Source organism: Methylobacterium sp. P3_A11 (genome assembly GCF_056403155.1).
The window spans coordinates 1-25,356 of the sequence record NZ_JBFUGA010000089.1 but is presented as its reverse complement, the minus strand read 5'-3'; the positions used below and the strand labels follow the sequence as shown (position 1 = coordinate 25,356).

Below are 25,356 nucleotides of genomic sequence, written 5' to 3'. Positions count from 1 at the left end.
TCGTGATCCCGCGCGCCTTCTCCTCCGGAGCCTTGTCGATCTGGTCGTAGGCCGTGAACGTCGCCCCGCCCGTCTCCGCAAGAACCTTCGTGATCGCCGCCGTCAAGGACGTCTTGCCGTGGTCAACGTGCCCAATCGTGCCGATGTTGCAGTGCGGCTTGGTGCGGGAGAACTTTTCCTTGCCCATCAGAGCCTCCTAAATTCGAATTCGCGTTGCGGAAGAAGAGATGCCTAGGCGTAAGCCTCAGGCGTACTTGGCGATGACCTTGTCGGCCTCGCCGCGCGGCACCTCTTCGTAATGGTCGAACTGCATGGTGAAGTTCGCCCGGCCCTGCGACATCGAGCGCAGGTTGTTCACGTAGCCGAACATGTTGGCCAGCGGCACCATCGCGTTGATGACGTTGGCGTTGCCGCGCATGTCCTGGCCCTGGATCTGGCCGCGGCGGGAGTTGAGGTCGCCGATGACCGAGCCGGTGTAATCCTCCGGAGAGACGACCTCGACCTTCATCACCGGCTCGAGCAGGACCGAGCCGCCCTTCTGCAGGGCTTCACGGAAGGCCGCGCGGGAGGCGATCTCGAAGGCGAGGGCCGACGAGTCGACGTCGTGGTAGGCGCCGTCGATCAGCTCGACCTTCACGTCGACCACCGGGAAGCCGGCGAGGACGCCCGCGCCGAGGACCGAGTTCAGGCCCTTCTCGACGCCGGGGATGTACTCCTTCGGCACCGCGCCGCCGACGATCTTCGACTCGAACTGGAATCCGGCGCCCGGCTCGTTCGGCTCGACGATGAACTTCACGCGGGCGAACTGGCCGGTACCGCCAGTCTGCTTCTTGTGCGTGTAGTCGATCTCCTGACGGCGGGTCAGCTTCTCGCGGTAGGCCACCTGCGGCTGGCCGATATTCGCATCGACCTTGTAGGTGCGGCGCAGGATATCGACCTTGATGTCCAGGTGCAGCTCGCCCATCCCGCGCAGGATGGTCTGGCCGGATTCCTGGTCAGTGGAAACGCGGAAGGACGGATCCTCGGCGGCTAGCTTCTGGAGCGCGATGCCGAGCTTCTCCTGATCGGCCTTCGACTTCGGCTCGACGGCGATCTCGATGACGGGCTCGGGGAACTCCATCTTCTCGAGGATCACGGCCTTCTGCGCGTCGCAGAGGGTGTCACCCGTGCGGGTATCCTTGAGGCCGGCCAGTGCGACGATGTCGCCCGCGAAGGCCTCCTTGATGTCCTCACGGTTGTTGGCGTGCATCAGGAGCATGCGGCCGACGCGCTCCTTCTTGTCGCGCGACGAGTTCAGGACGTTGGCGCCGGTATCGACCTTGCCCGAGTACACGCGGCAGAAGGTGATCGTGCCGACGTGGGGATCGTCCATGATCTTGAAGGCGAGCATGGAGAAGGGATCCGAATCCGTCGGGTGACGGACGGTCTCTTCCTCGGTCTTGAAGTCGATGCCCTTGATCTCGCCGCGATCGGCCGGGGAGGGCAGGTAGTCGACGACGGCGTCGAGGAGCGGCTGCACGCCCTTGTTCTTGAACGCCGAGCCGCAGAGAACCGGGTGGAAGGCGCGCAGCTGCACGGCCTTGCGCACCAGGCGGCGCATCGTGGCGTCGTCCGGCTCGTTGCCGTCGAGATAAGCGGCCATGGCCTCGTCATCGAGCTCGACGCAGGCCTCGATCAGCTTGGTGCGATACTCGACGGCCTGGTCCTTGAGGTCGGCAGGGATTTCAGTCTCGTCGAAGTTGGCGCCCAGCGCCTCGCCCGACCAGACGATCGCCTTCATCTTGATGAGGTCGATCACGCCCTGGAAGTTGGACTCGGCGCCGATCGGAAGCTGCAGGCACACCGGCTTGCCGGCGACGCGGTCGATGATGTCGGCGACGCACTTGAAGAAGTCGGCGCCGATCTTGTCCATCTTGTTGACGAACACGACGCGCGGCACGTCGTATTTGTCGGCCTGACGCCACACGGTCTCGGTCTGCGGCTCGACGCCCTGGTTGCCGTCGAGCACGCACACGGCACCGTCCAGCACGCGCAGCGACCGCTCCACCTCGATGGTGAAATCGACGTGGCCGGGGGTGTCGATGATGTTCAGGCGCTTCTCGCGCCAGAAGCAGGTCGTCGCAGCCGAGGTGATCGTGATGCCACGCTCCTGCTCCTGCGCCATCCAGTCCATGGTGGCGGCGCCCTCATGGACCTCGCCGATCTTGTGGGACTTTCCGGTGTAGTAGAGGATCCGCTCGGTCGTCGTGGTCTTGCCGGCATCGATGTGGGCCATGATGCCGAAGTTGCGGTAGTCCTCGATCGCGTGCGTGCGGGGCATCGGATTGCTCCTGAGAGACGGCGGAACCGCTTACCAGCGGTAGTGCGAGAAGGCGCGGTTGGCTTCCGCCATCCGGTGCGTGTCTTCGCGCTTCTTGACGGCGTTGCCGCGGTTGTTGGCGGCGTCGAGCAGCTCGGCGGAGAGCCGCTCGACCATGGTCCGGTCGTTGCGCGAGCGAGCGGCCTGGATCAGCCAGCGGATCGCGAGCGCCTGACGGCGTTCCGTGCGCACCTCGACGGGGACCTGGTAGGTCGCGCCGCCGACGCGGCGGGAGCGGACCTCGATCATCGGGGCGACGTTGTCGAGGGCAGCGCGGAACACCTCGATCGGGTTGGCGCGGGCGCGGTTCTCGACGATGTCGAAGGCGCCGTAGACGATCCGCTCGGCGGTCGACTTCTTGCCCTCGTACATGATCGAATTCATGAACTTCGTCAGAACCACGTCCCCGTACTTCGGGTCCGGGATGATCTCACGCTTCTCGGCAGAGTGGCGACGGGACATCTTCTGAGACTCTCGAACGAAAAGATCTTAAGCGCCCCGCGCAGGCCGCCTGAGCCCTGAGGCCGGCGGCATCCTTACGGGGCCGTGGAAACGCAGACCGGCGCCCGGGAAAAATCCGGGCGTCCGACTTACTTCGGACGCGCTTACTTCGGACGCTTGGCGCCGTACTTGGAGCGGCGCTGCTTGCGGTTCTTCACGCCCTGCGTGTCGARCACGCCGCGCAGGATGTGGTAGCGCACACCCGGAAGATCCTTCACGCGGCCGCCGCGGATCATCACCACGGAGTGCTCCTGAAGGTTGTGACCCTCGCCCGGGATATAGCCGATCACCTCGAAGCCGTTGGTCAGCCGCACCTTGGCGACCTTTCGGAGCGCCGAGTTCGGCTTCTTCGGGGTCGTCGTGTAGACGCGGGTGCAGACGCCGCGCTTCTGCGGGCAAGCGTCTAGCGCCGGAACCTTGTTGCGGCTCCGCTGGATCTTCCGCGGCTGGGCGATCAGCTGGTTGATCGTCGGCATCCTGTGCCCTCTTCCTCGGTCACCTAGGCCGGACTGCACAGGGCAGTCCGCAAAACGAATATGCGCCGGAGGGCCTGTCACGGACCCTCGGCGCGGTGTGGGCAGAGGAGCACGCCCGAAACGAACGCGCTCGTACCTACGGATCTGACTTAAGCGTCAGGCGATTTGAACCCTCGGAGCGCTCGGGGCGATGGCGGCGGCTTCCGGGGGTATGCCCAAGGGCCGTCGGCAGCCGATGGCCGTCCGAAGTGGCGCGCTTCTAGCCGCGGTTGCCCTGCAGGTCAATGCGGTGACAGCAGAAAACTGCACCGCGCCGGAGGTTAAGGATCGGTCAAGGGGCGTGCGGCCGGCCTGTGCGCTGTGCGGCCCAATCCAGCCGGCAGGCTTTTTCCCGGCGCCTGCGCCGCCGTCAATCTCGAAGACGCCGGCCCACGGAGTCCGATTCGCGATCTCCATCACGCCGCCGGCCGCGAAGACAATCCAACGCGTTCTCTGTCGCGATCTCGTCAAAACGTTCCCGCGATGCGACGAAATACGAAAGACGTCACTGTTGATTGGAACAGAAATTTCGATGAACAATGACCTCAGTTCCGCAAAGTCGACCCGCGTCCCTTCGATCGGGCACGAAAGATACTGCAGTTTTCAAACAAAAAATCTTTCGTCGTGCCAGTATTACCTGAATTACTCTTTCGTCAACGGTGGAGCCATCCGTGCGCCACCTCTTCGCCATCGCTCTCGCCACACTGCTATCGTTAGGGGCCGCCCGGGCCGACCGGCTGGACGACATCCGGAGAGCGGGCGTTCTCCGGGTCGCCGCCTTTGACAGCAACCCGCCCTTCGGCTTCGTCGACCCCGCGACGAAGCAGATCGCCGGTCTCGACGTCGATTATGCGCAGGCGATCGCCGACCAACTCGGCGTGAGGGTGGAGGTCCGCCCCACGAACCCGGCGAATCGCATTCCGCTGCTCACCTCCGGCAAGGTCGATCTGGTTCTGGCGAACTTCACCATCACCGAGGAGCGGGCGAAGCATCTCGATTTCAGCATTCCGTACTTCGCCTCCGGGCAGCAGTTCCTGGTCAAGAAGGGCACCTTGTCGTCGCCCGAGCAGCTGAAAGGGCTCCGGATCGGGGCCGACAAGGGCACGACCAACGAGATCGTGCTGCGCCGCGACTTTCCGAAGGCCGTCGTGGTCGCCTTCGACGACACGCCCTTCGCCTTCACGGCCCTGCGCAACGGCAACGTCCAGGCGATCACGCAGGACGGGCCGAAGCTCGTCGGGCTGCTGGCGAAGGTGCCGGACCGCCAGAACTATGAGATCCCGCCCTTCAGCATCTCCAACGACTTTATTGGCGTCGGCCTTCCCAAGGGCGAGACCCGGCTGCGCGACCTCGTGAACGAGACCCTGCGCGGCCTGGAAGCGACCGGCAGGGCGGCGGCGATCTACGACCGCTGGTTCGGTCCGGACACCGAGCAGCCGCTGCCGCGCCTGTTCCGGCTCGGGGACCCCGGCTAGCCGCGGCGAAGCGGGAGGCGGCCGTGCCGTACGGCGCACGCTCCGTCGATCTCATCGACAGTGTCCTCGGCGACCTCCTGGCGCCGCGCTACCTCACGTGGCTGGCTCAGGGATTCGGGGTCACCCTCGCCCTGTCGGCGGCCGCCTGCCTCGCAGGCACGGCGCTGGGGCTCGCGGGCGGCGGCCTGCGGGAAGCGGGCGGTCGCGCGGCGCGGTGCCTTGTGTCGGGCGTCGTCGGCACCGTCCGCAACACCCCGCTCCTGGTACAGCTCTTCGTCTGGTACTTCGCGGTGACGATCCTTCTGCCCCAGGACGTCACGGCCTGGCTGAACACGCCGCACGTGCTCGACCTGGGACCCGGCGCCCTGCGGTGGCCCGCGTACGAGACCCTCGCGGGATTTTGCGGGCTCGCGCTCTACGCAGGCGCCTATATCGCCGAGGAGGTCCGCGCGGGGATCAACGCCGTACGCCACGCCCAGAAGGAGGCGGCCCTCGCCCTCGGGCTCACCCCGGTCCAGGCGTAACGCCACATCGTGTTGCCCCAGGCCCTGCGGATCGCCTGGCTGCCGATCGTCGGCCAATATCTCAACACGCTCAAGAACACGGCGCTGACCATGACGATCGGCCTCGCGGAGCTGTCCTACGCAGCCCGCCAGGTGGAGACCGAGACGTTCAAGACCTTCCAGGCCTTCGGCATCGCCACGCTGCTCTATGTCGGCGCGGTCGCCGCGCTGGAGACCGCAGGGCAGGCCCTCGGACGCCGCTTCCGCCCCGAGGGTCGGCACCGATGAACCCCTTGGTCATCACCGACAATCTCGACTACCTGCTGGTCGGGGCCTGGCCCGATGGTCCGATCGGCGGGTTAGCCCTGACGCTGATCCTGTCCGGCCTGTCCGGCCTGTCCGGGCTCGCCGCGGCCGCGCTCGGGCTCGTCCCCGGAGTCGGGCTCGCGATGAGCGCAGGGGCGGCCCGGACCGCGCTCGTCGTCGGCCTCGGCGTCTTCCGCGCCGTGCCGGTCGTGATGTTGATCTTCTGGAGTTACTTCCTGCTGCCGATCCTGTTCGGCCTGTCGGTTCCCGAGATCGGGACGGTCGCGACGGCGCTGTCGCTCGTCGGAGGCGCCTACCTGTCGTACGGCGTGGCCGCGGGGATCGAGAGCGTCGGCCGCGGCCAATGGGAGGCCGCTCTGGCGCTCGGCATCGGCCGCTGGCAGACCTTGCGGTTCATCATCCTGCCGCAGGCCCTGCGGGCCATGGCACCGTCCTTCGTCAACGAGTGGTGTGCGCTCATCAAGGACACGTCGCTCGCTTACGTGGTCGGCGTGCCCGAACTCTCCTTCGTGGCGGCACAGGTGAACAACCGCGCCATGGTCTACCCCGCCGAGATCTTCCTGTGCGTCGGTGCGGTCTACGGAATCCTGTGCGCCACCCTCGACGGGCTAGCCGCCCGACTTACACGGCCCCGCCCGCGCCGGCACGCCACGCCTGGGACGGCGCGGGTCTGAAGGCCCGGCGCGCCCGCACCGGGCCGTGCCCGCGATGCGGCCGATTCTCGTCTCCACACGCGGAAGGCGTACCGGATCGGGGCAGGGGGGCGCCGGCAGGGTCTACGGAGAATTAAAGCGATCCATCGAATTGTCGCGCTCATCGGGCGGCCAGGACGCCGCCTCAGGTTCGCGTCAAGGATGTTGCGTATGGGTTGCGTCGCGGTCAGCAACGTCGTTCCGTTCCGGCGGCCCGTTCCCGCTCAGGCTCCGGGCGAGCGGGAAGCCCGCAACCGTCGCCGGAGCGAGCAGCGCTCCCTGCTGGACGCGGTCTACGCCACCGGCAGCATGGTCGTCGCAGCCGAGGATCGCGGAATGAAGCTCACCGCCTCTCGGCTCCAGGTCTACGGGTTCCTGGCGATCGAAGAGGTGGGCGAGGACGGCCTCATGCGCCGCCTCCGGCCGTCCGAGGCGATTCGCGCCCGGGCGGAGCGGCCCTGGCGCCTGTCGAAGCCCGCCAACGGAGCCTCGGTGACGATCCCGAGCCTCGACGGCTTCCTGTTCGAGACGGCCGGCCAGCCGTTCTGATCCGCGGACAACCCAAGAACACGCGGCCGGCGCCGACCCCGCGCGCCGGTCATTGCGCGTGGTCGGGAGCCCGCTCTCCCGATCAGGATGGCTCCAGTCCGCCATCCGCGGCGCAACCGTACTGGTCGAGCCGCTCGCGACGACGAATCTTCTGATCCCGGATCAGGATGAAGCGCCCCGGTTTGCCGGCCGGCGTGGACCCAGCCATAACGCGCACAACCACGCCGCGGCGCCAGCTCGATCGTGCCCGCGAGCGGGTCGATCCAGCCATGCGGCGCCCGCGATTTCCCGCCCTTCGGCTTGCCAAGACGCGCTGCCCGTAGTATGCGCCCGGCCTTCGCGACATTCCCGATGGGTGCTCGCACCCTGTGAACGCGGTGACCGCGCCGGTGTCCCTGTGGCATCGCCTGCGCGGTCAAACACATGAGCCGGGGACGTCAGGTCCCCATCAGGCGTCGTCCGCCGGGCAATACCGTCCGTGTGCGGAAACCCGCCTGAAACAAGGAGTCACGCACGTGATCCAGATGCAGACGAATCTGGACGTCGCCGACAACTCGGGTGCACGCCGTGTGATGTGCATCAAGGTTCTCGGCGGGTCGAAGCGCAAGTATGCCGGCGTAGGCGACGTCATCGTCGTCTCCGTCAAGGAGGCGATCCCGCGCGGTCGCGTCAAGAAGGGCGACGTCATGAAGGCGGTCGTCGTCCGCACCGCCAAGGACGTGAAGCGTGCCGACGGTTCGGTCATCCGCTTCGACAAGAACGCCGCGGTCCTGATCAACAATCAGAAGGAGCCGATCGGCACCCGTATCTTCGGACCGGTTCCGCGCGAGCTCCGCGCCCGCAACCACATGAAGATCATCTCCCTGGCTCCGGAGGTGCTGTAATGGCTGCCAAGATCAAGAAGGGCGACAAGGTCGTCGTGCTCACCGGCCGCGATTCGGGTCGGTCGGGCGAGGTGATCCAGGTTCTGCCGAAGGAAGGCCGGGCCTTCGTGCGCGGCATCAACCTGGTCAAGAAGCACCAGAAGCAGACCCAGAACCAGGAAGGCGGCATTATCTCCAAGGAGGCCGCCATCCAGCTCTCGAACATCGCGGTCGCGGATGCCAACGGCAAGCCGACCCGCGTGGGTTTCCGCATCCTCGAAGACGGGCGCAAGGTCCGGTTCGCCAAGACCACGGGGGATCAGATCGATGGCTGAGGCCGACAAGAATGCCTACACCCCGCGTATGCGCAAGCACTACGACGAGGTGGTTCGCCAGAAGCTGATCGAGCAGTTCGGCTACAAGAACCCGATGGAAGTGCCGCAGATCACGAAGATCGTGATCAACATGGGCGTCGGCGAGTCCACCGCGGATTCCAAGAAGGCTTCCGTGGCTGCGGGCGACCTCGCCCTGATCGCCGGCCAGAAGCCGGTCATCACCAAGGCCCGCAAGGCCATCGCGACCTTCAAGGTCCGCGAGGGCATGCCGATCGGCTGCAAGGTGACCCTGCGCAAGCAGCGCATGTACGAGTTCATGGATCGCCTGATCACGATCGCGCTGCCGCGCGTGCGTGACTTCCGCGGCCTGAACCCGCGCTCGTTCGACGGCCGCGGCAACTACGCTCTTGGTCTCAAGGAGCACCTCGTGTTCCCGGAGATCTCCTACGACAAGGCCGAGCAGACCTGGGGCATGGACATCGTCGTGGCGACCACCGCCAAGACCGATGCCGAGGCCAAGGCCCTGCTCGCCGCCTTCCAGTTCCCGTTCCGGCAGTGAAGCCTTCGGGCTTCAGACGCGGACACCGGAGATAGACCACATGTCGAAGAAAAGCTCAGTCGAGAAGAATGAGGCCCGCAAGGCGCTGGTGAAGCGCTTCGCGGCCAAGCGGAAGGCGCTCCTCGAGATCGCCAACAACGAAGGCCTCGAGATGGAGGAGCGCTTCGAGGCGCGCCTCAAGCTCGCGGAACTGCCGCGCAACTCGTCGGCCACCCGCATCCGCAACCGCTGCGGCATGACCGGCCGCCCGCGCGCCTATTATCGCAAGATGGGCATCTCGCGCGTGGCTCTGCGCGAGCTTGGCAACCGGGGCCTGATCCCCGGCCTGGTCAAGTCGAGCTGGTAAGGAGGTCCCCATGGTCAACGATCCCGTGGGCGACATGCTCACCCGCATCCGCAACGGCCAGCTGCGCCGTCGCAACGTCGTCCAGACGCCCGGCTCGCGCCTGCGCGCCAGCGTTCTCGACGTCCTGAAGTCCGAGGGCTACATCCGCGACTACGCGGCGACGGACCTCGGCAATGGCCGCACCGAGTTCGCCATCGAGCTCAAGTACTACGACGGGCGCCCGGTGATCCGCGAGATCAAGCGCGTCTCGAAGCCGGGCCGCCGGGTCTACTCGTCGGTCGGCGAGCTGCCGCACGTGGCCGACGGCCTCGGCGTCACCATCGTCTCCACCCCGCAGGGCGTCATGGCCGATCACGAGGCGCGCGAGCGCAACGTCGGCGGTGAAGTGCTCTGCACCGTGTTCTAATCGGGGCATAAGGAGGTTTTCCCATGTCTCGCGTAGGCAAGAAGCCGGTCCCCGTGCCGGCCGGCGTTACCGCCACGGTCACCGGTCAGACGGTGAAGATGAAGGGTTCGAAGGGCGAGCTGTCCTTCGTGGTCCCGTCGCTCGTCAACGTGGCGATGAAGGACGGCGCGATCGCGGTCGAGCCGGTCAACCAGTCGAAGCCGGCGCGTTCCCTGTGGGGCACGTCGCGGGCGCAGATCGCCAACATCGTCGAGGGTGTGTCGAAGGGCTTCGAGAAGAAGCTCGAGATCACCGGCGTCGGTTACCGCGCCGCGATGGCCGGCAAGGCCCTCAAGCTATCGCTCGGCTACAGCCACGACATCGAGTACGCGATCCCCGCCGGGATCACGATCGCAACACCCAAGCCCACCGAGATCACGATCTCCGGGATCAACCGCCAGCAGGTCGGTCAGGTCGCCGCCGAGATCCGCGATTATCGCGGACCCGAGCCCTACAAGGGCAAGGGCGTGAGGTACGCGGGCGAGTTCATCTTCCGCAAGGAAGGCAAGAAGAAGTAAGGAGGGCATCATGTCTCGCAAGCTCGAAGCCCTCGATCGCCGGAAGGCGCGCGTCCGTCGCGCGCTGCGGGCGGCCGCCAACGGCCGTCCGCGGCTCTCGGTGTTCCGCTCGTCGAAGCAGATCTACGTGCAGGTCATCGACGACGTAGCCGGCAAGACGCTGGCCGCCGCCTCGTCGATCGACAAGGCACTCAAGGGCGAACTCAAGACCGGCGCCGACGTCGCCGCCGCCAAGGCGGTGGGCAAGCTGGTGGCCGAGCGTGCCAAGGCCGCGGGCGTCACGAAGGTGATCTTCGACCGCTCCGGCTACATCTACCACGGTCGCGTCGCGGCCGTGGCCGAGGCTGCCCGCGAGGGCGGCCTGGAGTTCTGATTTCCGGGAAGTCGCCGTCGGCGAATCTGTCGCCGGCGAGTCCCATCGGGACCGTTGAACGACGGCGGGCCGGACGTGCTCTACATGTCCGGCATTCGACAACAAATCGAGCGAGCGGCCCCGCCGGCCGCGCCAGTGAGATGAACAGGTAAAGACATGGCACGTGAACGTGAAGGCGGGGGCCGCGGCCGCCGCGATGATCGCGAGGAGCGCGACAGCGAGTTCGTGGACAAGCTCGTCCACATCAACCGCGTCGCCAAGGTGGTGAAGGGCGGCCGTCGCTTCGGCTTCGCGGCCCTCGTCGTCGTCGGCGACCAAAAGGGCCGCGTCGGCTTCGGCCACGGCAAGGCCCGTGAGGTGCCGGAGGCGATCCGCAAGGCGACGGAAGCCGCCAAGCGCGGCCTGATCCGCGTCTCGCTCCGCGAGGGCCGGACCCTGCACCACGACGTCAACGGTCGTCATGGCGCCGGCAAGGTGATCCTCCGCGCGGCTCCGCAGGGTACCGGCATCATCGCCGGCGGCCCGATGCGCGCCGTGTTCGAGACGCTCGGCATGCAGGACGTCGTCGCCAAGTCGCTGGGATCTTCGAACCCCTACAACCTCGTGCGCGCCACCTTCGAGGCGCTCAAGAACGAGGACAGCCCGCGCTCCGTGGCGGCCCGCCGCGGCATCAAGGTCTCGACGCTCCAGTCGCGTCGCCGCGATGCCGACCCGGCCGACCAGTCCGAAGCCGCGGTCGCGTGAGGGAGGGTCCGATGGCACAGAAGACCGTCCGCATCGAACAGATCGGCTCGCCGATCCGCCGCGAGGCCAGCCAGCGCCAGACGCTGATCGGCCTGAAGCTCAACAAGCTCCACCGCGTGTCCGAACTGGAGGATACCCCCTCCGTGCGCGGCATGATCCGCAAGGTTGCGCACCTCGTGCGCGTCCACGGCGACGTGGCGTGAGGAGGTCCCGATGAAGCTCAACGAAATCAGCGACAATCCCGGCGCCACCAAGGACCGGATGCGTGTCGGCCGGGGCATCGGCTCCGGCAAGGGCAAGACCGCGGGTCGCGGCGTGAAGGGCCAGAAGGCCCGGACCGGCGTGTCCATCAAGGGCTTCGAGGGCGGTCAGATGCCGCTGCATCGTCGCCTGCCGAAGCGCGGCTTCAACAACCTCTACGCCCAGGACCTGAACGAGGTGAACCTCGGCCGGATCCAGGAAGCCGTGGACGCGGGCAAGCTCGACAAGGCCGCGACCGTGACGGTGGAGAGCTTGGTCGCGGCCGGCATCATCGCCCGTCCGCGCGACGGCGTGAAGCTGCTGGGCGTCGGCGACCTCACCGCGAAGCTCAGCTTCGAGGTCACCCGTGCTTCCAAGTCCGCCGTCGAGGCGGTCGAGAAGGCCGGCGGCTCGGTCAGCGTCGTCTACGCTCAGGGTGCTTCCACCCGCGGCCGCAACGAGGCGGCCTCTGCCTGACGGGCGTGAGCGCTAAGGGAGCGACCCGGGGACCCGTTGCACGGACTCCACGCACCCTATAAGCCGAACCTTCGAGCGGCGGCCCTGCGACCACGCGGGCCGCCGCTTTCATTTCATCCGGGCGCCGCGCGTCCGGCGACACTTCCAGGACGCGACGCTTATGGCCTCAGCCGCCGAGCAGCTTGCCGCCAACCTCAATTTCGGTGCGATCGCCAAGGCCGATGAGCTGAAGAAGCGCATCTGGTTCACGCTCGGCGCCCTCGTGGTGTTCCGGCTGGGCACGTACATCCCGATTCCCGGGATCGACCCGGAGCAGTTCGCCCGCAACTTCCAGCAGCAGTCCGGCGGTGTGCTCGGCCTGTTCAACATGTTCTCGGGCGGCGCCGTCGAGCGCATGGCGATTTTTGCCCTGAACATCATGCCGTACATCTCGGCCTCGATCATCGTTCAGCTCCTGACCTCGGTGATCCCGAGCCTCGAGGCGCTGAAAAAGGAGGGCGAGTCCGGCCGCAAAGTCATCAACCAGTACACCCGCTACCTCACGGTGGTACTGGCGCTGGTCCAGTCCTGGGGCATCGCCATCGGCCTCCAGGGCTCCTCGGCCGCCATCGATCCGGGTCCGTTCTTCCTGGCCTCCACGGTGATCACGCTGACCGGCGGAACGCTGTTCCTGATGTGGCTCGGCGAGCAGATCACCTCGCGCGGCATCGGCAACGGCTCGTCGCTGATCATCTTCGCCGGCATCGTCGCCCACCTTCCGGTGGCGATCGCGGGCGCGCTGGAACTCGGCCGCACCGGCGCCCTGTCGCCGGCCGTCATCCTGGGCGTGGCCGTCGCCGCCGTGGCGCTGGTCTACTTCATCGTCTTCATGGAGCGTGCCCAGCGCCGGCTGCTGATCAATTACCCCAAGCGTCAGGTCGGCAACCGCATGTACGAGGGCCAGACCTCGTTCCTGCCGCTCAAGCTGAACACCTCGGGCGTGATCCCGCCGATCTTMGCCTCCTCGCTCCTGCTCCTGCCGGCGACGGCCGCGAGCTTCTCGGCAAATGGCGGCGCCACCGGCTGGCTCGGCACGGTGACGGCCTATCTCGGCCACGGCACGCCGCTGTTCATGGTCCTCTACGCGGCGCTGATCATCTTCTTCACGTTCTTCTACACCGCGGTGGTCTTCAACCCGCAGGAGACGGCCGACAACCTGAAGAAACATGGCGGCTTCATCCCCGGCATCCGTCCGGGCGAGCGGACCGCGGCCTTCATCGACAAGGTGCTGACCCGGATCACCGTGATCGGCGCCCTGTACCTGACCCTGGTGTGCCTGTGCCCGGAGATCCTGTCGTCCTACGCAGCGGCGAGCCTCGGCTTCGGCGGCACGTCTCTGCTCATCGTGGTCTCGGTGACGATGGACACGGTGGCGCAGATCCACGGGCACCTGATGGCCCACCAGTACGAGGGCCTCGTGAAGAAGGCCAAGCTGCGTGGCGCCTCGACCACGCAACGGCGGCGCTGAGCCTGATACAGAGGCGGGCGGCTTCCAACACCGCGCCCGTCTCTGGCCCAAAGGTCCAGGTGCCTCACCGGCCAGGACCGGCTAGAAATCCCGAATCCGGCGATGCCAGGGAGGCTTCGTCACCGCGGCTTGTGCCCACAGCGAGTGGGCCGAACGAGGACAACGCCATGCGTATCATTCTGCTCGGGCCGCCCGGTGCGGGAAAGGGGACGCAATCCGAGCGGATCGTGCAGCGCTTCGGCATCCCGCAGCTCTCGACGGGTGACATGCTGCGCGCGGCCGTCGCCGCCGGCACGCCGGTCGGCCTGGAGGCCAAGGCCGTGATGGAATCGGGTGGCCTCGTCTCCGATCGGATCGTGGTCGGGATCGTCGCCGACCGGATCGAGGAGGCGGATGCCCGCCGTGGGTTCATTCTCGACGGTTTCCCGCGCACCGTGGCGCAGGCGGAGGCGCTCGGGGAGATGCTGGCCGGCAAGGGGCTGCACCTGTCCACGGTGATCGAGCTGAAGGTCGACGAGAACGCCCTGGTCGGCCGCATCGAGAAGCGCGCCGCCGAAACTCAGGCCCGCGGTCAGACCGTGCGGAAGGACGACACGCCGGAGGTGTTCAAGCAGCGCCTTGAGGCCTACCGCGCCCAGACAGCGCCGCTCTCGGCCTACTACGGCGCGAAGGGCATGCTGGAGCCGATCGACGGCATGCAGCCGATCGACAAGGTCACGGCGGACCTGATGGCGGTGCTGGAGCCGCATGAGGAGCGCGTCGCCTCCTGATCACGCGCTGGGACGGTGCGGGTCGCGCATCGTCCCGGAACGCGCGACCGTGCGGCGCCCGGCGAGGGTCCCGTTCGGGGATCGTGCCCGGCGCGTGCGGAAGGCCGCGCCGAACGGGGCCTCCGAACGTCTCGCGACGGTGGTGAGCCCGGGCGCTGACATCCGATGGGACACGCCATGATGCTTCGCCTCGTCGCCACCACGACGCTTCTGCTCGCGATCGCCCTGCCGACTCTGCCGGCGCTCGCCCAGAGCCCGGCGCAATCCTTCGTGTACGGACAGAAGCGCTTGCGCCACGCCTGCCGACCGCCGTTGAAGTTCGCTGCCGGTGCCTGCGTGCGTCGCTGTCCGGCCGGCTACCAGACGAGCGGTGGCTATTGCCGGCTGCGGAATCAAGGCTTCCGCTGAGAGGCGTCAGCCTCAGGGCCGCCCATCTTTCCGAAGGGCGCCGAAGAAGTTGACCATGTCCATCTGAAGCGACCGGTGACCGAAGAGACGAAAGGGATAGCCCTCCGTCGTGCCCTCGCGCAGTTCGATCATGCCCGTCCTGACGTTGTAGCGGAACACCATCCGACGCCCCGCGAAGGTGGCCCAGAGCAGGTCCGGCCCGTCATCCTCATCCTGGACGGCCACGGAGCCGGGCTCGGCCTCGGCGAGGACGCCGCCGATGACCGCCAGGACCACGGGCAGGACCTCGTCGATGATCTCCTCGGCCCCGCGCAGGACCGAATCGGCGAAGGCCCGGAGGGTGGCGCCATCGCTCGTCAGAAAGGACATTCCCACACCTCGTTCTCCGGTGATCGGGATCCGCGCGCGATGCATGACGCCGCGATCACCCGTTATCGCGTCGTTGACATCGGCCCGCCCGCGCGCTAGCAGGCCCTCCTTCGTCCAGCCGAACGATGGTCCGAGGTGCCCTGTCCAGGGCCGCCCGCGGGCCGCGTCGTCGTTTCACGTGCGCAGGGGCCGGCCTCCACCGGACGCGCACGAAACCCGCCCGGATCCCCGGGCCTCACATGGAGAGTGATCGTGGCCCGTATCGCAGGCGTCAACATCCCGACCAACAAGCGCGTCGTCATCGCGCTTCAGTACATCCACGGCATCGGCGCGAAGAAGGCCGAAGAGATCACCCAGAAGGTGAACATCCCCGCCGAGCGTCGGGTCAACCAGCTGACCGACGCCGAGGTTCTCGCGATCCGCGAGACGATCGACCGCGACTACCTGGTCGAGGGCGACCTGCGCCGCGATGTCTCGATGAACATCAAGCGTCTGATGGATCTCGGCGCCTATCGCGGCCTGCGTCACCGCAAGCAGCTGCCGGTCCGCGGCCAGCGTACCCACACCAACGCCCGCACCCGCAAGGGCAAGGCGAAGCCGATCGCCGGCAAGAAGAAGTAGTTTTTTGGGATTGGGTGGCCGTGCTTCGCGCGGCCATTCCGTCGTCGCGTCGAGTGTCCCGCAGCGGATCCGGCGCTGGCTCGACCGCCCTGCACGGGCGCTCCGGGCAGGTCCCAAGAAGAATCCCGAGCGCCTGGCATTACGGGCGCGCCTGAAGGAAGAGTGAGAACAGATGGCCAAGGAACCGCAACGCGTCCGCCGCCGCGAACGCAAGAACATCGTGTCGGGCGTCGCCCACGTGAACGCCTCGTTCAACAACACGATGATCACCATCACGGACGCGCAGGGCAACACGATCTCGTGGTCGTCGGCCGGCGCGATGGGCTTCAAGGGCTCGCGCAAGTCGACGCCGTACGCCGCCCAGGTCGCCGCCGAGGATGCCGCCCGCAAGGCGTCCGAGCACGGCATGCGCACCCTCGAGGTCGAGGTCTCGGGTCCGGGTTCGGGCCGCGAGTCGGCTCTGCGCGCCCTCCAGGCCGCGGGCTTCACGGTGACGTCGATCCGCGATGTGACCTCGATTCCGCACAACGGCTGCCGGCCGCGCAAGCGCCGCCGCGTCTGATCGGGACCTGCAAAACCTCTTGACGGAGAAGCTTATGACGGGATCGAAGCCGCTTCCGGGCGTGCTGCGTTGGAACCTCGGCGACCTCACGGTCACCGCGCTCAACGACGGCTGGTTTCAGGCCAGCCTCGATCTCGTCACGGGAATCTCCAAAGAGGAGGCCGGACGGCTCCAGGTCGCGGGGTTCCGCACCGAGCAGCCCAAGATCACGCTGAACGCCTTCCTGATCACGGGTCCCGGCCTCAAGCCGACCTTGATCGACACGGGATACGGCGACTTCGCACCGGCGCCGACCCTCGGCCGGGCCGGGGCGGCGCTCGCGCTCACCGCCGTCAAGCCGGAGGAGATCGGCACGGTGCTCGTCAGCCACCTGCACCCCGACCATGTCGGCGGCCTCGTGAAGGACGGTACGGCGCGCTACCCGAACGCCGAGATCGTGGTGCACGCCGACGAGGCGGCGCACTGGCTGCCCGACGCGGCGCTGGCCGAGGCGCCGGATGAAGCCAAGCCCTATTTCGAGGGCGCGCGCAAAGCTGTGGCGCCCTATGCCGGCCGGATGCGCGAGCATCGCGGCGGCGAGGTTCTTCCGGGGATCACGGCGGTCCATCTGCCCGGTCACACGCCGGGTCATTGCGGCTTCCGCATCGTCTCCGGTGGACAGTCGCTGTTGATGTGGACCGACGTGGTGCACCTGCCGGCGATCCAGTTCAAGAACCCGGAGGCTGGCGTCGGCTTCGACGTCGACGGCGACCAGGCGCGGGAGACGCGTAAGCGGATCCTGGACGAGGTGGCCCGTGAGCGGACGCTCGTCACCGGTGGCCATCTCGAATTCCCGGCGCTGGGCTACGTGGACCGGGACGGGGCGGGTTACAGCTTCGTGCCGGTGCTGTGGGTCGGCGGCGAGTAACGGCGGACAGACATTCAGGGACCGTTCGGGGCGCCAGGGGGGCTGCGCCGGACGGCCGAAGCGCGGGGACGGGCGTCGCGGATCCCGAGCATGGACGAGAGGTAGGATCGTGGTCATTCAGAAGAATTGGCAGGAACTGATCAAGCCGAACAAGCTGCAGGTCACGACCGGCGACGACCCCAAGCGGGTCGCCACGGTCGTCGCCGAGCCGCTCGAGCGCGGCTTCGGCACGACGCTCGGCAACGCCCTGCGCCGGGTGCTCCTGTCGTCCCTCCAGGGTGCGGCCGTGACCTCGGTGCAGATCGACGGCGTGCTGCACGAGTTCTCGTCGATCCCGGGCGTGCGCGAGGACGTCACCGACATCGTCCTCAACATCAAGACCATCGCGATCCGCTCGCAGACGGACGCGCCGAAGCGCATGACCCTGCGCAAGACCGGCCCGGGCCTCGTCACCGCCGGTGACATCGGCACGGTCGGCGACATCCAGATCCTGAACCCCGACCTCGTGATCTGCACGCTGGACGACGGCGCCGAGATCCGGATGGAGTTCACGGTCGCCACCGGCAAGGGCTACGTCCCGGCCGAGCGCAACCGCCCCGAGGACGCGCCGATCGGCCTGATCCCGGTCGACTCGCTGTTCTCGCCCGTCACCAAGGTCAGCTACCGCGTCGAGACGACCCGCGAGGGCCAGGATCTCGACAAGGACAAGCTGACCATGACGGTCGAGACCAACGGTGCGGTCTCGCCGGAGGATGCGCTCGCCTACGCGGCTCGCATCATCCAGGACCAGTTGCAGGTCTTCGTGAACTTCGAGGATCCGCGCAAGGAAGAGGCCGCCCCGCTCGCGCCGCAGCTGCCCTTCAACCCGGCGCTGCTCAAGAAGGTCGACGAGCTGGAGCTGTCGGTCCGCTCGGCGAACTGCCTGAAGAACGACAACATCGTCTACATCGGCGACCTGATCCAGAAGTCCGAGGGCGAGATGCTGCGGACCCCGAACTTCGGCCGCAAGTCGCTCAACGAGATCAAGGAAGTGCTCGCCGGCATGGGCCTGCACCTCGGCATGGACATCCCCGGCTGGCCGCCGGAGAACATCGAGGACCTCGCCAAGCGCTTCGAGGAGCACTACTGAGCGGCGAAGCTGCCTCGGGCTGAACGGGCGGCGCTACACGGCGCCGCTTGTTTGGCCGATCCAGAGCGGGGACTTCGCTGAGCCGACGCGGAGTCCCAGAAAATCCCGCCGCGGGGTCATGCGGAATCAACCGCCCCGAGTCCGGGGCACCCGGCCGTACCGTGGCACGGCGGCCGATACGAGAAGGAAGCCAGCACCATGCGTCACGGTTATCGCGGCCGCCGTTTCAACCGCACCGCCGAGCATCGCAAGGCGATGTTCGCCAACATGTCCGTCGCGCTGCTCAAGCATGAGCAGATCGTCACAACGCTGCCGAAGGCCAAGGATCTTCGCCCGGTGGTAGAGAAGCTGATCACGCTCGGCCGCATCGACAGCGTGCACACCCGTCGTCTCGCCATGGCGCAGCTCCGCGACGCTGACATGGTCAAGAAGCTCTTCACCGTGCTCGGTCCGCGCTACAAGGGCCGCCCGGGCGGCTATTGCCGCATCATGAAGGCCGGCTTCCGCCAGGGCGACAACGCCCCGATGGCGGTGATCGAGTTCGTCGATCGCGACGTCGACGCCCGCGGCAAGGATTCCGGTCCGAGCCAGGTCGCCGAGGCTGCCTGATCGCGTCGAGGTCTCTAACCTTCACGTCTTCGAGAAGCCGTTCCGGATCCTCCGGGGCGGCTTTTTGCATTCCGGAACGCTCCCCCGTGCGGCGGAACGATGTGTCGGCGAATCGTGGCGGCGCCATCGCCCGGTGGATCGTACCCTCGGCGTGCCGCGCATGAAAAAACCCGCCGGCTCTCGCCGACGGGTCGCAGCAGGGTCCACGTCTCGGATGGTCGCGGGAATTCGCCCTGGCGGCCCGTCCCTGACGGACCGGGAACTTCCGACTGCGCCGCGATCCGAAAACCCCTATCCCTGCCGGAACTCGTCCGGTGGACCATCCTGGTCCGGGTCGTTGTCGCGCCTGCGGCGCGGGAAGATGCCGTGATTGCTCATGGTCCACCTCCTCGTCGTAACCCGGGGCCTTGCACCCCACGGAGAGACAATGAGGCGGCGAACGGCCGGTTCCCGCCGCCGGTCAGACGGTCTGCGCCGCGGCCGCGTCGAGAAGTGCGGCGACCCGGGCCGCCAGGTCCGCGGAACGGAACGGCTTGGAGAGCACCGGCAGGTCCTCGGGGATCTGCATCGCCTCGGCGTGGCCCGTGAGGATCAGGACCGGCAGGTGCGGATCCCGCTCGCGGATCTCGGCGGCCAGCTCGATACCGTTCATGCCGGGCATGGCGAGATCGGCCACGACGATGTCGTAGCGCTCGCTCTGGAGATGCTGGAGGGCCGCCTCGCCGTCGCCGGCCTCGGTCGTGCTGTGGCCGAAGCCGGTGAGGAACGAGGCCGTCACGTGCCGCACCTGCGGATCGTCGTCGACGATGAGGATGTGGGCGCGCCGGCCGGCGACCGGGGCGGCACCGGACGTGTTCGGGGCTTGCTCGGGCGCTTGGCCGGCGAAGGGTAGCGCCAGCTCCACGCGGGTTCCCCGCCCGACCGTGCTGTCGATCGCAAGACGGCCCTTGGATTGCTGCGCGAGCCCGAACACCATGGCGAGCCCGAGCCCGGTGCCCTGGCCGACCGCCTTGGTGGTGAAGAACGGCTCGCAGACGCGCCGCAGGATCTCCTCCGGAATTCCGGTGCCCTCGTCGGTGACGCTCACGCCCAGATAGGTGCCGTCGGCGATCTCCGGGTCGCCGCTGATGTTCAGCCGCCGCGTCGCCACGGTGATGACGCCACCCTCGGGCATGGCGTCCCTTGCGTTGATGCAGAGGTTGAGCACCGCGAGTTCGAGCTGGTCCGGATCGACCTGGACCGCCGGGAGCCCATCCTCGAGATCGGTCCGCACCGTGACGAGGCCGCCGAGGCTGCGACCGAACAGGTCGCTCATCCCGGTGATCAGGGTGTTCACGTCGATCGCCCGCGCCTGGAGATCGTGGGCGCGGCTGAAGCTGAGGAGGCGCTTCGTCAGGGAGGCGCCGCGCTCCGCCGCACCGCGGGCGTTCTCGATCAGGCGCTGCACCCGCGGCTGGTCGGCGACCTTGGGGCCGGCGAGTTCGAGGCTGCCGAGGATCGCGGTCAGCAGGTTGTTGAAATCGTGGGCGATGCCCCCCGCCAGGGTGCCGAGCGCCTGCATCTTGTCGGACTGGCGCAGCCGCGCCTCCAGGGTCCGCTGCTCGGTCACGTCGCGCTCGATCACCGCGAGGTGGCTGATCGCGCCGACCGCGTCGCGGATCGGCACCCGCGTCACGTGGCTCCACTGCTCAGCGCCCGTGGGACCGTCGCTGACGAGGGTCTCGGCCACGGCACCCGACCGGATCGCCGCGTCGTCCGCCTGCCTCACCGCGCTGGCCTTCGCACCCGGGAGTTCGTCCTCGCGCCGCCCGAGGCAGCCGGCGATATCGTGTCCGAGGAGGGCCGCCTTGCGGGCGTTCAGCCGTACGAACCGGCCCTGCGCGTCCTTGAAGCTGATGGCATCCTGGGCGTGGTCGAGGAGGCCGCGCAGGAGCGCCCGTTCGGTCGCGAGATCCCGGCCGAGCCGGTGGCGCTCGAAGGCCTGGCGGACGGTGGAGCGCAGCAGGCCGGCATCCCAGGGCTTCGTGACGTAGCCGACGATGCCGCCGCGGTTGAGGGCGGCGATCACAGCGGTGATGTCGGCGTAGCCGGTCAGCAGGATCGCCTGGGCGTCGTGGAAGGTGCGGGCCTCGGCGAGGAGCGCATCGCCGGTGAGGCCCGGCATGCGCTGATCCGAGAGCACCACGGCGATGTCGGGCTCGGCGCGCAGGATCTCCAGCGCCTCGGCGGGGCGCGAGGTCGTCAGGACCCGGTAGGAATCCTCAAACAGATCCTCCAGGGCGATCAGGATATCCGGCTCGTCGTCGACAGCCAGGATCGTCCCTACACCTGCGGTACCGTCACTCATGCACTGGCCGCCTGCCGCGGAATTCCGATCACGAAGCAGGCTCCCCCACCCGGGGCCGTCTCCACGGTGAGCGAGCCGCTATGCGCTTGAACGACGCTGTAGGCAATCGCAAGGCCCAGACCCGTTCCGGATCCGACCGGCTTCGTCGTGAAGAACGGCTCGAAGATCTTCTCGCGTAAGCTATCCGGGATGCCCGGACCGGTATCACTGATCCGGATCTCATCGAATTCGGGGTTCGACTGGGTGGTGATCCGGATCATCCCGCCCTCCGGCATCGCGTCGGCGGCGTTGCCCAGGATGTTCATCACCACTTGGTTGAGCAGCGCGGGCGTGCAGTGGATCTCAGAGCGGCCGGCGAAGGCCCGCTCCACGGCGATCCGATCGCCGAGCTTGTGCTGGATCAGGGCAAGCACCGTCTCGATCGCCTCCGGTACGTTGACGAGGGCGCGCTCGCCCTCGTCGAGGCGAGAGAACTTCCGCAGGTTCAACACCAGATCCTGGATCCGGGTCAGGCCCATCCGCATCGAGCCGACCCGCTGCCGGGCCTTGTCGACGGCACGGGCGGCCGCCTCCGGCGCAGCGTCCGGCAGTTCGCCGAGCAGGCGCTCCACCGTGCCCTGATGCGCCAGGATGAAGGCCAGCGGGTTGTTGATCTCGTGGGCGATGCCGGCGACCAGCTCGCCCAGGGACGCCATCTTGGCGGCCTGGACGAGCTTGGATTGCGCGTCGGTGAGCTGGCGGTTGGCGTCGGCGAGGTCGCGGTTCGCCCGCTCCAGGGCGTCGGCGAGGCGGGCACGGGCCTCGGACGCCTCGGCTTCCGCGCGGGCGCGCTCCACGGCCCGCTCGCGCTCGCCGAACTGGCCGGCGATGCGCCGGTCGTCCTCCTCGAGCAGCCGTCGCCGCACGAAGCCGCGCACCCGCAGCGCCAGGACCTCGGCGTCGGTCTTCGAGACCACGTCGTCCGCCCCGGCCGCGAAGGCCTCGACCAGGAAGTCCTTGGCGGGATCGCTCCCGGCGATGCCGACGAGGTGGAAGCCCGCCCCCGCGGCCTGGCCGGAGCGCCGCTGGCTGATCGCCCGGCAGAGCGCGAGGCCGTCATAGGCGTGACCCAGAAGATCGACCGTCACGCAGTCGAAGGCCTGGTCTCCGGCGGCCGCGTCCAGGACGGCGAGCGCCGCCTCCGCCCCGTCGGCGGTCGCCACATGGTGCCCGTCCTGCCCCATCAGTCCGGCCAGGAAGGTCCGGTAGGTGGCGCTACCGTCGATCACCAGGATCCGCCCGCGTCGGAAGGCGGCCGCACCCGGCCCCTCGCCGTCGCCCGCCGCGCGGCGCTCGCGCAGCAAGGCGCGGATGCGCAGGATCATCAGGTCGCGGTCGGCGGATTTCGGCAGGTAGGCGTCGGCGCCGCTCTCCAGTCCCTGTCGCTCGCCGCCGCTGCCGCCGGTCAGCATCAGGACGGGCAGCGCCCGGGTGCGCAAGGACAGGCGCATCTGCCGGATCAGCTCGTCGCCGTTCATACCCGGCAGGTGGTAGTCGGCCACCACGAGGTCGGGCTGGCTGCGGTTGAGGTGGTCGAGGGCGGTCTCGGCCGACGGGCAGCGCTCCACCGAGAACCCGTGCGCCTCCAGCAGCAGACGCAGCTCCAGGGCCTGTGTCTCCGAATCCTCGACCAGCAGGATCCGAGCCGGCATCGCGGCCGCCCCGGCCGCCGTCATGGCCGCGCGCCCGTGTCCACGAGCCGCAGGATGTGGTCGGCGATGCGATCGAGGGGGAGGACGGCCCGGGCCGCCCCGAGCCGGACCGCCGCCGCGGGCATGCCGTAGACCACCGCCGTACTCTCGTGCTCGGCCACGGTCTGGGCGCCGGCCTTCTGCATGTCGGCGAGACCGACGGCTCCGTCCTCGCCCATGCCGGTGAGCAGCACGCCGATGCCGGAAGCACCCGATTGCCGGGCCATGGCGCGGAACAGCACGGTGGCGGCCGGCCGCTGGCCCGAGACCGGGGCGGAGTCGATCACCCGCAGGATGCGGCCCGAACCGATCTCCAGGTGGCGGTCGCCCGGAGCCACGTAGACGCGGCCCGGTTCGGTCCGCTCCCCGTCCCGGGCCAGCGCCACCGGCAGGGTCACGACGCTGTCGAGCCAGCTGGCGAACCCGTCCATGAAGGCCGCACCCATGTGCTGGACGACCAGGACCGGCAGTGGGAAGTCCTTGGGCAGGGCACCGATCACCCGCGCGAGCGCCGGGGGGCCCCCGGTCGAGGCGGCGATGCCGAGGAGGCTCGGGGCCTGCCCCGGCAGCTCGACGGGCGCCGCCTGGGGGGCGGCGACGCGGCCCGCCCATTCGGTACCGATCGGCCGCCGGCGGATCACCGGAACCTGGGCCATGATCCGTAGCTGCGTGCAGATCGCACCGGCCACGCCCTCGTAGCCGGCATGGGTCGTCGCCACCGGCTTCTCGACCACCGACAGGGCGCCGGCCCGCAGCGCGTTCATCGAGATGCGCAGCGACGAATCCTCGACCGAATCGGCGACCACGACGATCGGGGTCGGGAATTCGGCCATGATCCGGCGCGTCGTCTCAAGGCCGTCGATGCCCGGCAAGCGGATGTCCATCGAGATGACGTCCGGCCGCACCGTCCGGAGCTTGTCGAGGGCCTCCTCGCCGGAGGCGACGGCGGCGACGAGTTCGAGGCGGGGATCGCGGGAGACGATGTGGCGCAGCAGCTCGCGCACCACGAGGCTGTCCTCCACGAGCATCACGCGGACAGGGGTCATAGGAGCTGCCCGATCGTATCCAGGAGCTGGYGCTGGTCGAATTTCTGCTTGGTGAGGTAGGCGTCGGCGCCGAGATCGAGGCCCCGGGCGACGTCGGCCGCATCCCCGCGGGAGGTCATCAGGATCGTCGGCAGCCGGGCGAAGCGGGCATCGGCCCGCAGGGCCTGGAGCAGGCCGAACCCGTCGAGGCGCGGCATCTCGACGTCGGCGAGCACGAGGTCCACGGGCTCGATCTCGGCACGCAGCCGCTCGAGGGCGTCCTGCCCGTCGACGCACACGACCACGCGGTAGCCGGCGGCTTCCAAGATTCCCTTCTCCAACGTTCGGGTGGTGATCGAATCGTCGACGACCAGGATCGTCGCCCGCGCGGACGTCCGCGGCCCGGCGTGAGTCGTCGAACGTGGATCCGGCCCCATCGTTCCGGGCGCACCCTCCAGCGATCCGGCATTGACGCGTGCCGCGAGCCCCTCGGGGTCGAGCACCAGCACCGGCACATCGCCGTTCAGCACCGCCGTGCCGGCGATCAGGCCCGGATCGGCTCCGAAGGCCGGTGCGGGCAGGACGAGGAGCGGGCGGACATCGTGCAGGCGGTCGACGGAGAGGGCCAGGCGGCCCCGGCCCACCCGCAGAACCACGGCGGTCAGCATGCCGGGATCGGCCGGATCGGCGGCTTGGCCGAGGACGGCGGCGAGGTCAGTCACCGGATGGCTCGTCGCCGCATCCCCCTCGCCGAGCCGCAGGATCGTCCGGCCCATCGCCACCGGCAGCCCGGCGCGCGACAGGCGCAGCAGGCGCGCCACGGAGTCTCCCGGCAGCGCATAGGTGCGTCCTGCGGCTTCGACCAGCAGCAGGCTGCGCCGGGCCGCCGACAGCGGCAGGCTGAAGATCAGGGCGGTGCCGACCGGCTCGCGCGGTTCCAGGCGGACGCTGCCCATGAGCTGGCGGGCCGCGTCGGCGGCCACCGAGAGGCCGTAGCCCCGCCCCGCAAGGGTATCGATCGCCTCCGCGGTCGAGAAGCCGGGCTCGAACACGAGGCGCAGCAGCGTTTCCGAGTCGGCCGGAGTCCCGGGGGCGAGCAGCCCGCGCTCCCGGGCCGCGGCCTCGATCCGAGCGAGGTCCGGCCCCGGGCCGTCGTCGGAGACGGTGACCTGCAGGCGGGAGCCGCGCACCGAGACCTCCAGCCCCAGGACCAGGGCCTCCGGCTTGCCGGCGGCCCGCCGCACCTCCGGCGACTGCCAGCCGTGGCTGAGGGCGTTGCGCAGGGCGTGGAGCAGCGGATCCTTCAGGGCCTGGAGGGTGCCGCGCTCCACCGGCAGATCGAGGCCGTGCAGGTCGATATCGACCTCGCGGCCCTGCTCCCGGGCGGTCTCGCGGAGCGAGCGGGCGAGGGGGCCGAGGACCGTCTCCGCCGGAACGAGGGCGAGGCGCTCCGCGGCGGCGCGGACGCGGCCAGCGGCCCCCTCGACCGCGTTCGTCGCCGACGCCTGGCGCCGCGCGAGATCCGCCGCCTCGCGGGCGACGGTGCCGGCC

Annotated in this window: 32 protein-coding genes; 23 read left to right on the top strand and 9 right to left on the bottom strand. The window is 68.5% G+C overall.

The annotated features are described in order from the left end of the window. From AC1DXK_RS23195 to rpsL, 4 genes are all read right to left on the bottom strand, one after another. Positions 1–187 (bottom strand): GTP-binding protein (locus AC1DXK_RS23195; RefSeq protein ID WP_477299189.1); only part of this gene is annotated, 187 nt, incomplete at its 3' end. Positions 188–244: 57 nt separating this feature from the next. Then, positions 245–2,320, bottom strand: coding sequence for an elongation factor G (fusA, locus tag AC1DXK_RS23190; protein WP_457108380.1), 2,076 nt, complete (start codon positions 2,318–2,320; stop codon positions 245–247). Positions 2,321–2,350: 30 nt separating this feature from the next. After that, the gene (gene rpsG, locus AC1DXK_RS23185) at positions 2,351–2,821 is read right to left on the bottom strand and encodes a 30S ribosomal protein S7 (RefSeq protein WP_012319183.1); all 471 of its coding nucleotides are present in this window, start codon (positions 2,819–2,821) and stop codon (positions 2,351–2,353) included. Between the two features lie 143 nt (positions 2,822–2,964). Further along, positions 2,965–3,336 carry a 30S ribosomal protein S12 gene (gene rpsL, locus AC1DXK_RS23180; RefSeq protein ID WP_477299187.1) on the bottom strand — a complete coding sequence of 124 codons (372 nt, stop codon included), beginning with the start codon at positions 3,334–3,336 and terminating at the stop codon, positions 2,965–2,967. A 710-nt stretch (positions 3,337–4,046) separates the two neighbouring features. Between rpsL and AC1DXK_RS23175 the strand changes: the two genes are divergently transcribed. The 18 genes from AC1DXK_RS23175 to AC1DXK_RS23090 all read left to right on the top strand — a co-directional run bounded on the left by AC1DXK_RS23175 (position 4,047) and on the right by AC1DXK_RS23090 (position 14,506). After that, the gene (locus AC1DXK_RS23175; protein WP_457108379.1) at positions 4,047–4,850 is read left to right on the top strand and encodes an ABC transporter substrate-binding protein; all 804 of its coding nucleotides are present in this window, start codon (positions 4,047–4,049) and stop codon (positions 4,848–4,850) included. Positions 4,851–4,873: 23 nt separating this feature from the next. Beyond that, positions 4,874–5,374, top strand: a complete 501-nt coding sequence (locus tag AC1DXK_RS23170) for an ABC transporter permease subunit (protein WP_457108378.1) — start codon at positions 4,874–4,876, stop codon at positions 5,372–5,374. Between the two features lie 9 nt (positions 5,375–5,383). After that, positions 5,384–5,641: a hypothetical protein gene (locus AC1DXK_RS23165; RefSeq protein WP_477299184.1), complete on the top strand. Its 258-nt coding sequence runs from the start codon at positions 5,384–5,386 to the stop codon at positions 5,639–5,641. Next, entirely contained in the window at positions 5,638–6,354 is a 717-nt protein-coding gene (locus AC1DXK_RS23160) for an amino acid ABC transporter permease (protein ID WP_457108376.1), read from the top strand. Before AC1DXK_RS23165 ends, AC1DXK_RS23160 begins: the two co-directional genes overlap by 4 nt. A 189-nt stretch (positions 6,355–6,543) precedes the next feature. Further along, positions 6,544–6,921 (top strand): hypothetical protein, encoded by a 378-nt coding sequence (locus AC1DXK_RS23155; protein ID WP_457108375.1) that lies wholly within the window; start codon positions 6,544–6,546, stop codon positions 6,919–6,921. A 515-nt stretch (positions 6,922–7,436) separates the two neighbouring features. Next, positions 7,437–7,805: a 50S ribosomal protein L14 gene (gene rplN / locus AC1DXK_RS23150; RefSeq protein WP_010686182.1), complete on the top strand. Its 369-nt coding sequence runs from the start codon at positions 7,437–7,439 to the stop codon at positions 7,803–7,805. Then, positions 7,805–8,119, top strand: a complete 315-nt coding sequence (gene rplX / locus AC1DXK_RS23145; RefSeq protein ID WP_012319178.1) for a 50S ribosomal protein L24 — start codon at positions 7,805–7,807, stop codon at positions 8,117–8,119. The genes rplN and rplX overlap by 1 nt, the downstream gene beginning before the upstream one ends. Continuing rightward, entirely contained in the window at positions 8,112–8,678 is a 567-nt protein-coding gene (rplE, locus tag AC1DXK_RS23140; RefSeq protein ID WP_243920249.1) for a 50S ribosomal protein L5, read from the top strand. Before rplX ends, rplE begins: the two co-directional genes overlap by 8 nt. Before the next feature lie 40 nt (positions 8,679–8,718). Beyond that, entirely contained in the window at positions 8,719–9,024 is a 306-nt protein-coding gene (rpsN, locus tag AC1DXK_RS23135) for a 30S ribosomal protein S14 (protein WP_457108374.1), read from the top strand. A gap of 10 nt (positions 9,025–9,034) precedes the next feature. Continuing rightward, on the top strand, positions 9,035–9,430 hold the full coding sequence (rpsH, locus tag AC1DXK_RS23130) for a 30S ribosomal protein S8 (protein ID WP_010686178.1): 396 nt from the start codon (positions 9,035–9,037) through the stop codon (positions 9,428–9,430). Positions 9,431–9,453: 23 nt separating this feature from the next. Further along, a complete protein-coding gene (gene rplF / locus AC1DXK_RS23125; protein ID WP_149314231.1) occupies positions 9,454–9,987 on the top strand; it encodes a 50S ribosomal protein L6 in 534 nt (177 codons plus the stop codon). Positions 9,988–9,997: 10 nt separating this feature from the next. Next, entirely contained in the window at positions 9,998–10,360 is a 363-nt protein-coding gene (gene rplR / locus AC1DXK_RS23120; protein WP_010686176.1) for a 50S ribosomal protein L18, read from the top strand. Positions 10,361–10,516: 156 nt separating this feature from the next. After that, a complete protein-coding gene (rpsE, locus tag AC1DXK_RS23115; RefSeq protein WP_043355033.1) occupies positions 10,517–11,104 on the top strand; it encodes a 30S ribosomal protein S5 in 588 nt (195 codons plus the stop codon). 11 nt (positions 11,105–11,115) lie between these two features. Next, positions 11,116–11,307, top strand: a complete 192-nt coding sequence (gene rpmD, locus AC1DXK_RS23110) for a 50S ribosomal protein L30 (protein ID WP_020096280.1) — start codon at positions 11,116–11,118, stop codon at positions 11,305–11,307. Positions 11,308–11,317: 10 nt separating this feature from the next. After that, positions 11,318–11,821 (top strand): 50S ribosomal protein L15, encoded by a 504-nt coding sequence (gene rplO / locus AC1DXK_RS23105; RefSeq protein ID WP_457108373.1) that lies wholly within the window; start codon positions 11,318–11,320, stop codon positions 11,819–11,821. 160 nt (positions 11,822–11,981) lie between these two features. After that, on the top strand, positions 11,982–13,328 hold the full coding sequence (secY, locus tag AC1DXK_RS23100) for a preprotein translocase subunit SecY (protein WP_477299180.1): 1,347 nt from the start codon (positions 11,982–11,984) through the stop codon (positions 13,326–13,328). 167 nt (positions 13,329–13,495) lie between these two features. Then, on the top strand, positions 13,496–14,098 hold the full coding sequence (locus AC1DXK_RS23095; RefSeq protein ID WP_457108371.1) for an adenylate kinase: 603 nt from the start codon (positions 13,496–13,498) through the stop codon (positions 14,096–14,098). Between the two features lie 177 nt (positions 14,099–14,275). Continuing rightward, a complete protein-coding gene (locus AC1DXK_RS23090) occupies positions 14,276–14,506 on the top strand; it encodes a hypothetical protein (RefSeq protein ID WP_457108370.1) in 231 nt (76 codons plus the stop codon). Positions 14,507–14,518: 12 nt separating this feature from the next. On the opposite strand, the gene AC1DXK_RS23085 is transcribed toward AC1DXK_RS23090, so the two are convergent. Continuing rightward, complete coding sequence (locus AC1DXK_RS23085; protein WP_457108369.1) at positions 14,519–14,875, bottom strand: hypothetical protein; 357 nt, start codon at positions 14,873–14,875, stop codon at positions 14,519–14,521. Between the two features lie 252 nt (positions 14,876–15,127). Between AC1DXK_RS23085 and rpsM the strand changes: the two genes are divergently transcribed. The 5 genes from rpsM to rplQ all read left to right on the top strand — a co-directional run bounded on the left by rpsM (position 15,128) and on the right by rplQ (position 18,703). Further along, the gene (gene rpsM, locus AC1DXK_RS23080) at positions 15,128–15,496 is read left to right on the top strand and encodes a 30S ribosomal protein S13 (RefSeq protein WP_457108368.1); all 369 of its coding nucleotides are present in this window, start codon (positions 15,128–15,130) and stop codon (positions 15,494–15,496) included. Between the two features lie 172 nt (positions 15,497–15,668). After that, complete coding sequence (rpsK, locus tag AC1DXK_RS23075; RefSeq protein WP_007557606.1) at positions 15,669–16,058, top strand: 30S ribosomal protein S11; 390 nt, start codon at positions 15,669–15,671, stop codon at positions 16,056–16,058. Between the two features lie 34 nt (positions 16,059–16,092). After that, positions 16,093–16,965 carry an MBL fold metallo-hydrolase gene (locus AC1DXK_RS23070; RefSeq protein WP_457108367.1) on the top strand — a complete coding sequence of 291 codons (873 nt, stop codon included), beginning with the start codon at positions 16,093–16,095 and terminating at the stop codon, positions 16,963–16,965. Between the two features lie 109 nt (positions 16,966–17,074). Further along, a complete protein-coding gene (locus tag AC1DXK_RS23065) occupies positions 17,075–18,094 on the top strand; it encodes a DNA-directed RNA polymerase subunit alpha (protein WP_010686165.1) in 1,020 nt (339 codons plus the stop codon). A 198-nt stretch (positions 18,095–18,292) separates the two neighbouring features. Beyond that, positions 18,293–18,703: a 50S ribosomal protein L17 gene (rplQ, locus tag AC1DXK_RS23060; protein WP_457108366.1), complete on the top strand. Its 411-nt coding sequence runs from the start codon at positions 18,293–18,295 to the stop codon at positions 18,701–18,703. Between the two features lie 460 nt (positions 18,704–19,163). Here the strand turns inward: rplQ and AC1DXK_RS23055 are convergent, their stop codons facing one another. The 4 genes from AC1DXK_RS23055 to AC1DXK_RS23040 all read right to left on the bottom strand — a co-directional run. After that, positions 19,164–21,050, bottom strand: a complete 1,887-nt coding sequence (locus AC1DXK_RS23055; protein WP_457108365.1) for a response regulator — start codon at positions 21,048–21,050, stop codon at positions 19,164–19,166. Beyond that, on the bottom strand, positions 21,047–22,765 hold the full coding sequence (locus tag AC1DXK_RS23050) for a response regulator (RefSeq protein WP_477299175.1): 1,719 nt from the start codon (positions 22,763–22,765) through the stop codon (positions 21,047–21,049). Before AC1DXK_RS23050 ends, AC1DXK_RS23055 begins: the two co-directional genes overlap by 4 nt. Continuing rightward, positions 22,762–23,826, bottom strand: a complete 1,065-nt coding sequence (cheB, locus tag AC1DXK_RS23045; protein WP_457108363.1) for a chemotaxis-specific protein-glutamate methyltransferase CheB — start codon at positions 23,824–23,826, stop codon at positions 22,762–22,764. The genes AC1DXK_RS23050 and cheB overlap by 4 nt, the downstream gene beginning before the upstream one ends. Next, positions 23,823–25,356, bottom strand: a 1,534-nt coding sequence (locus AC1DXK_RS23040; RefSeq protein ID WP_477299172.1) for a hybrid sensor histidine kinase/response regulator, incomplete at its 5' end; no start/stop codon positions are given. The genes cheB and AC1DXK_RS23040, both read right to left, overlap by 4 nt.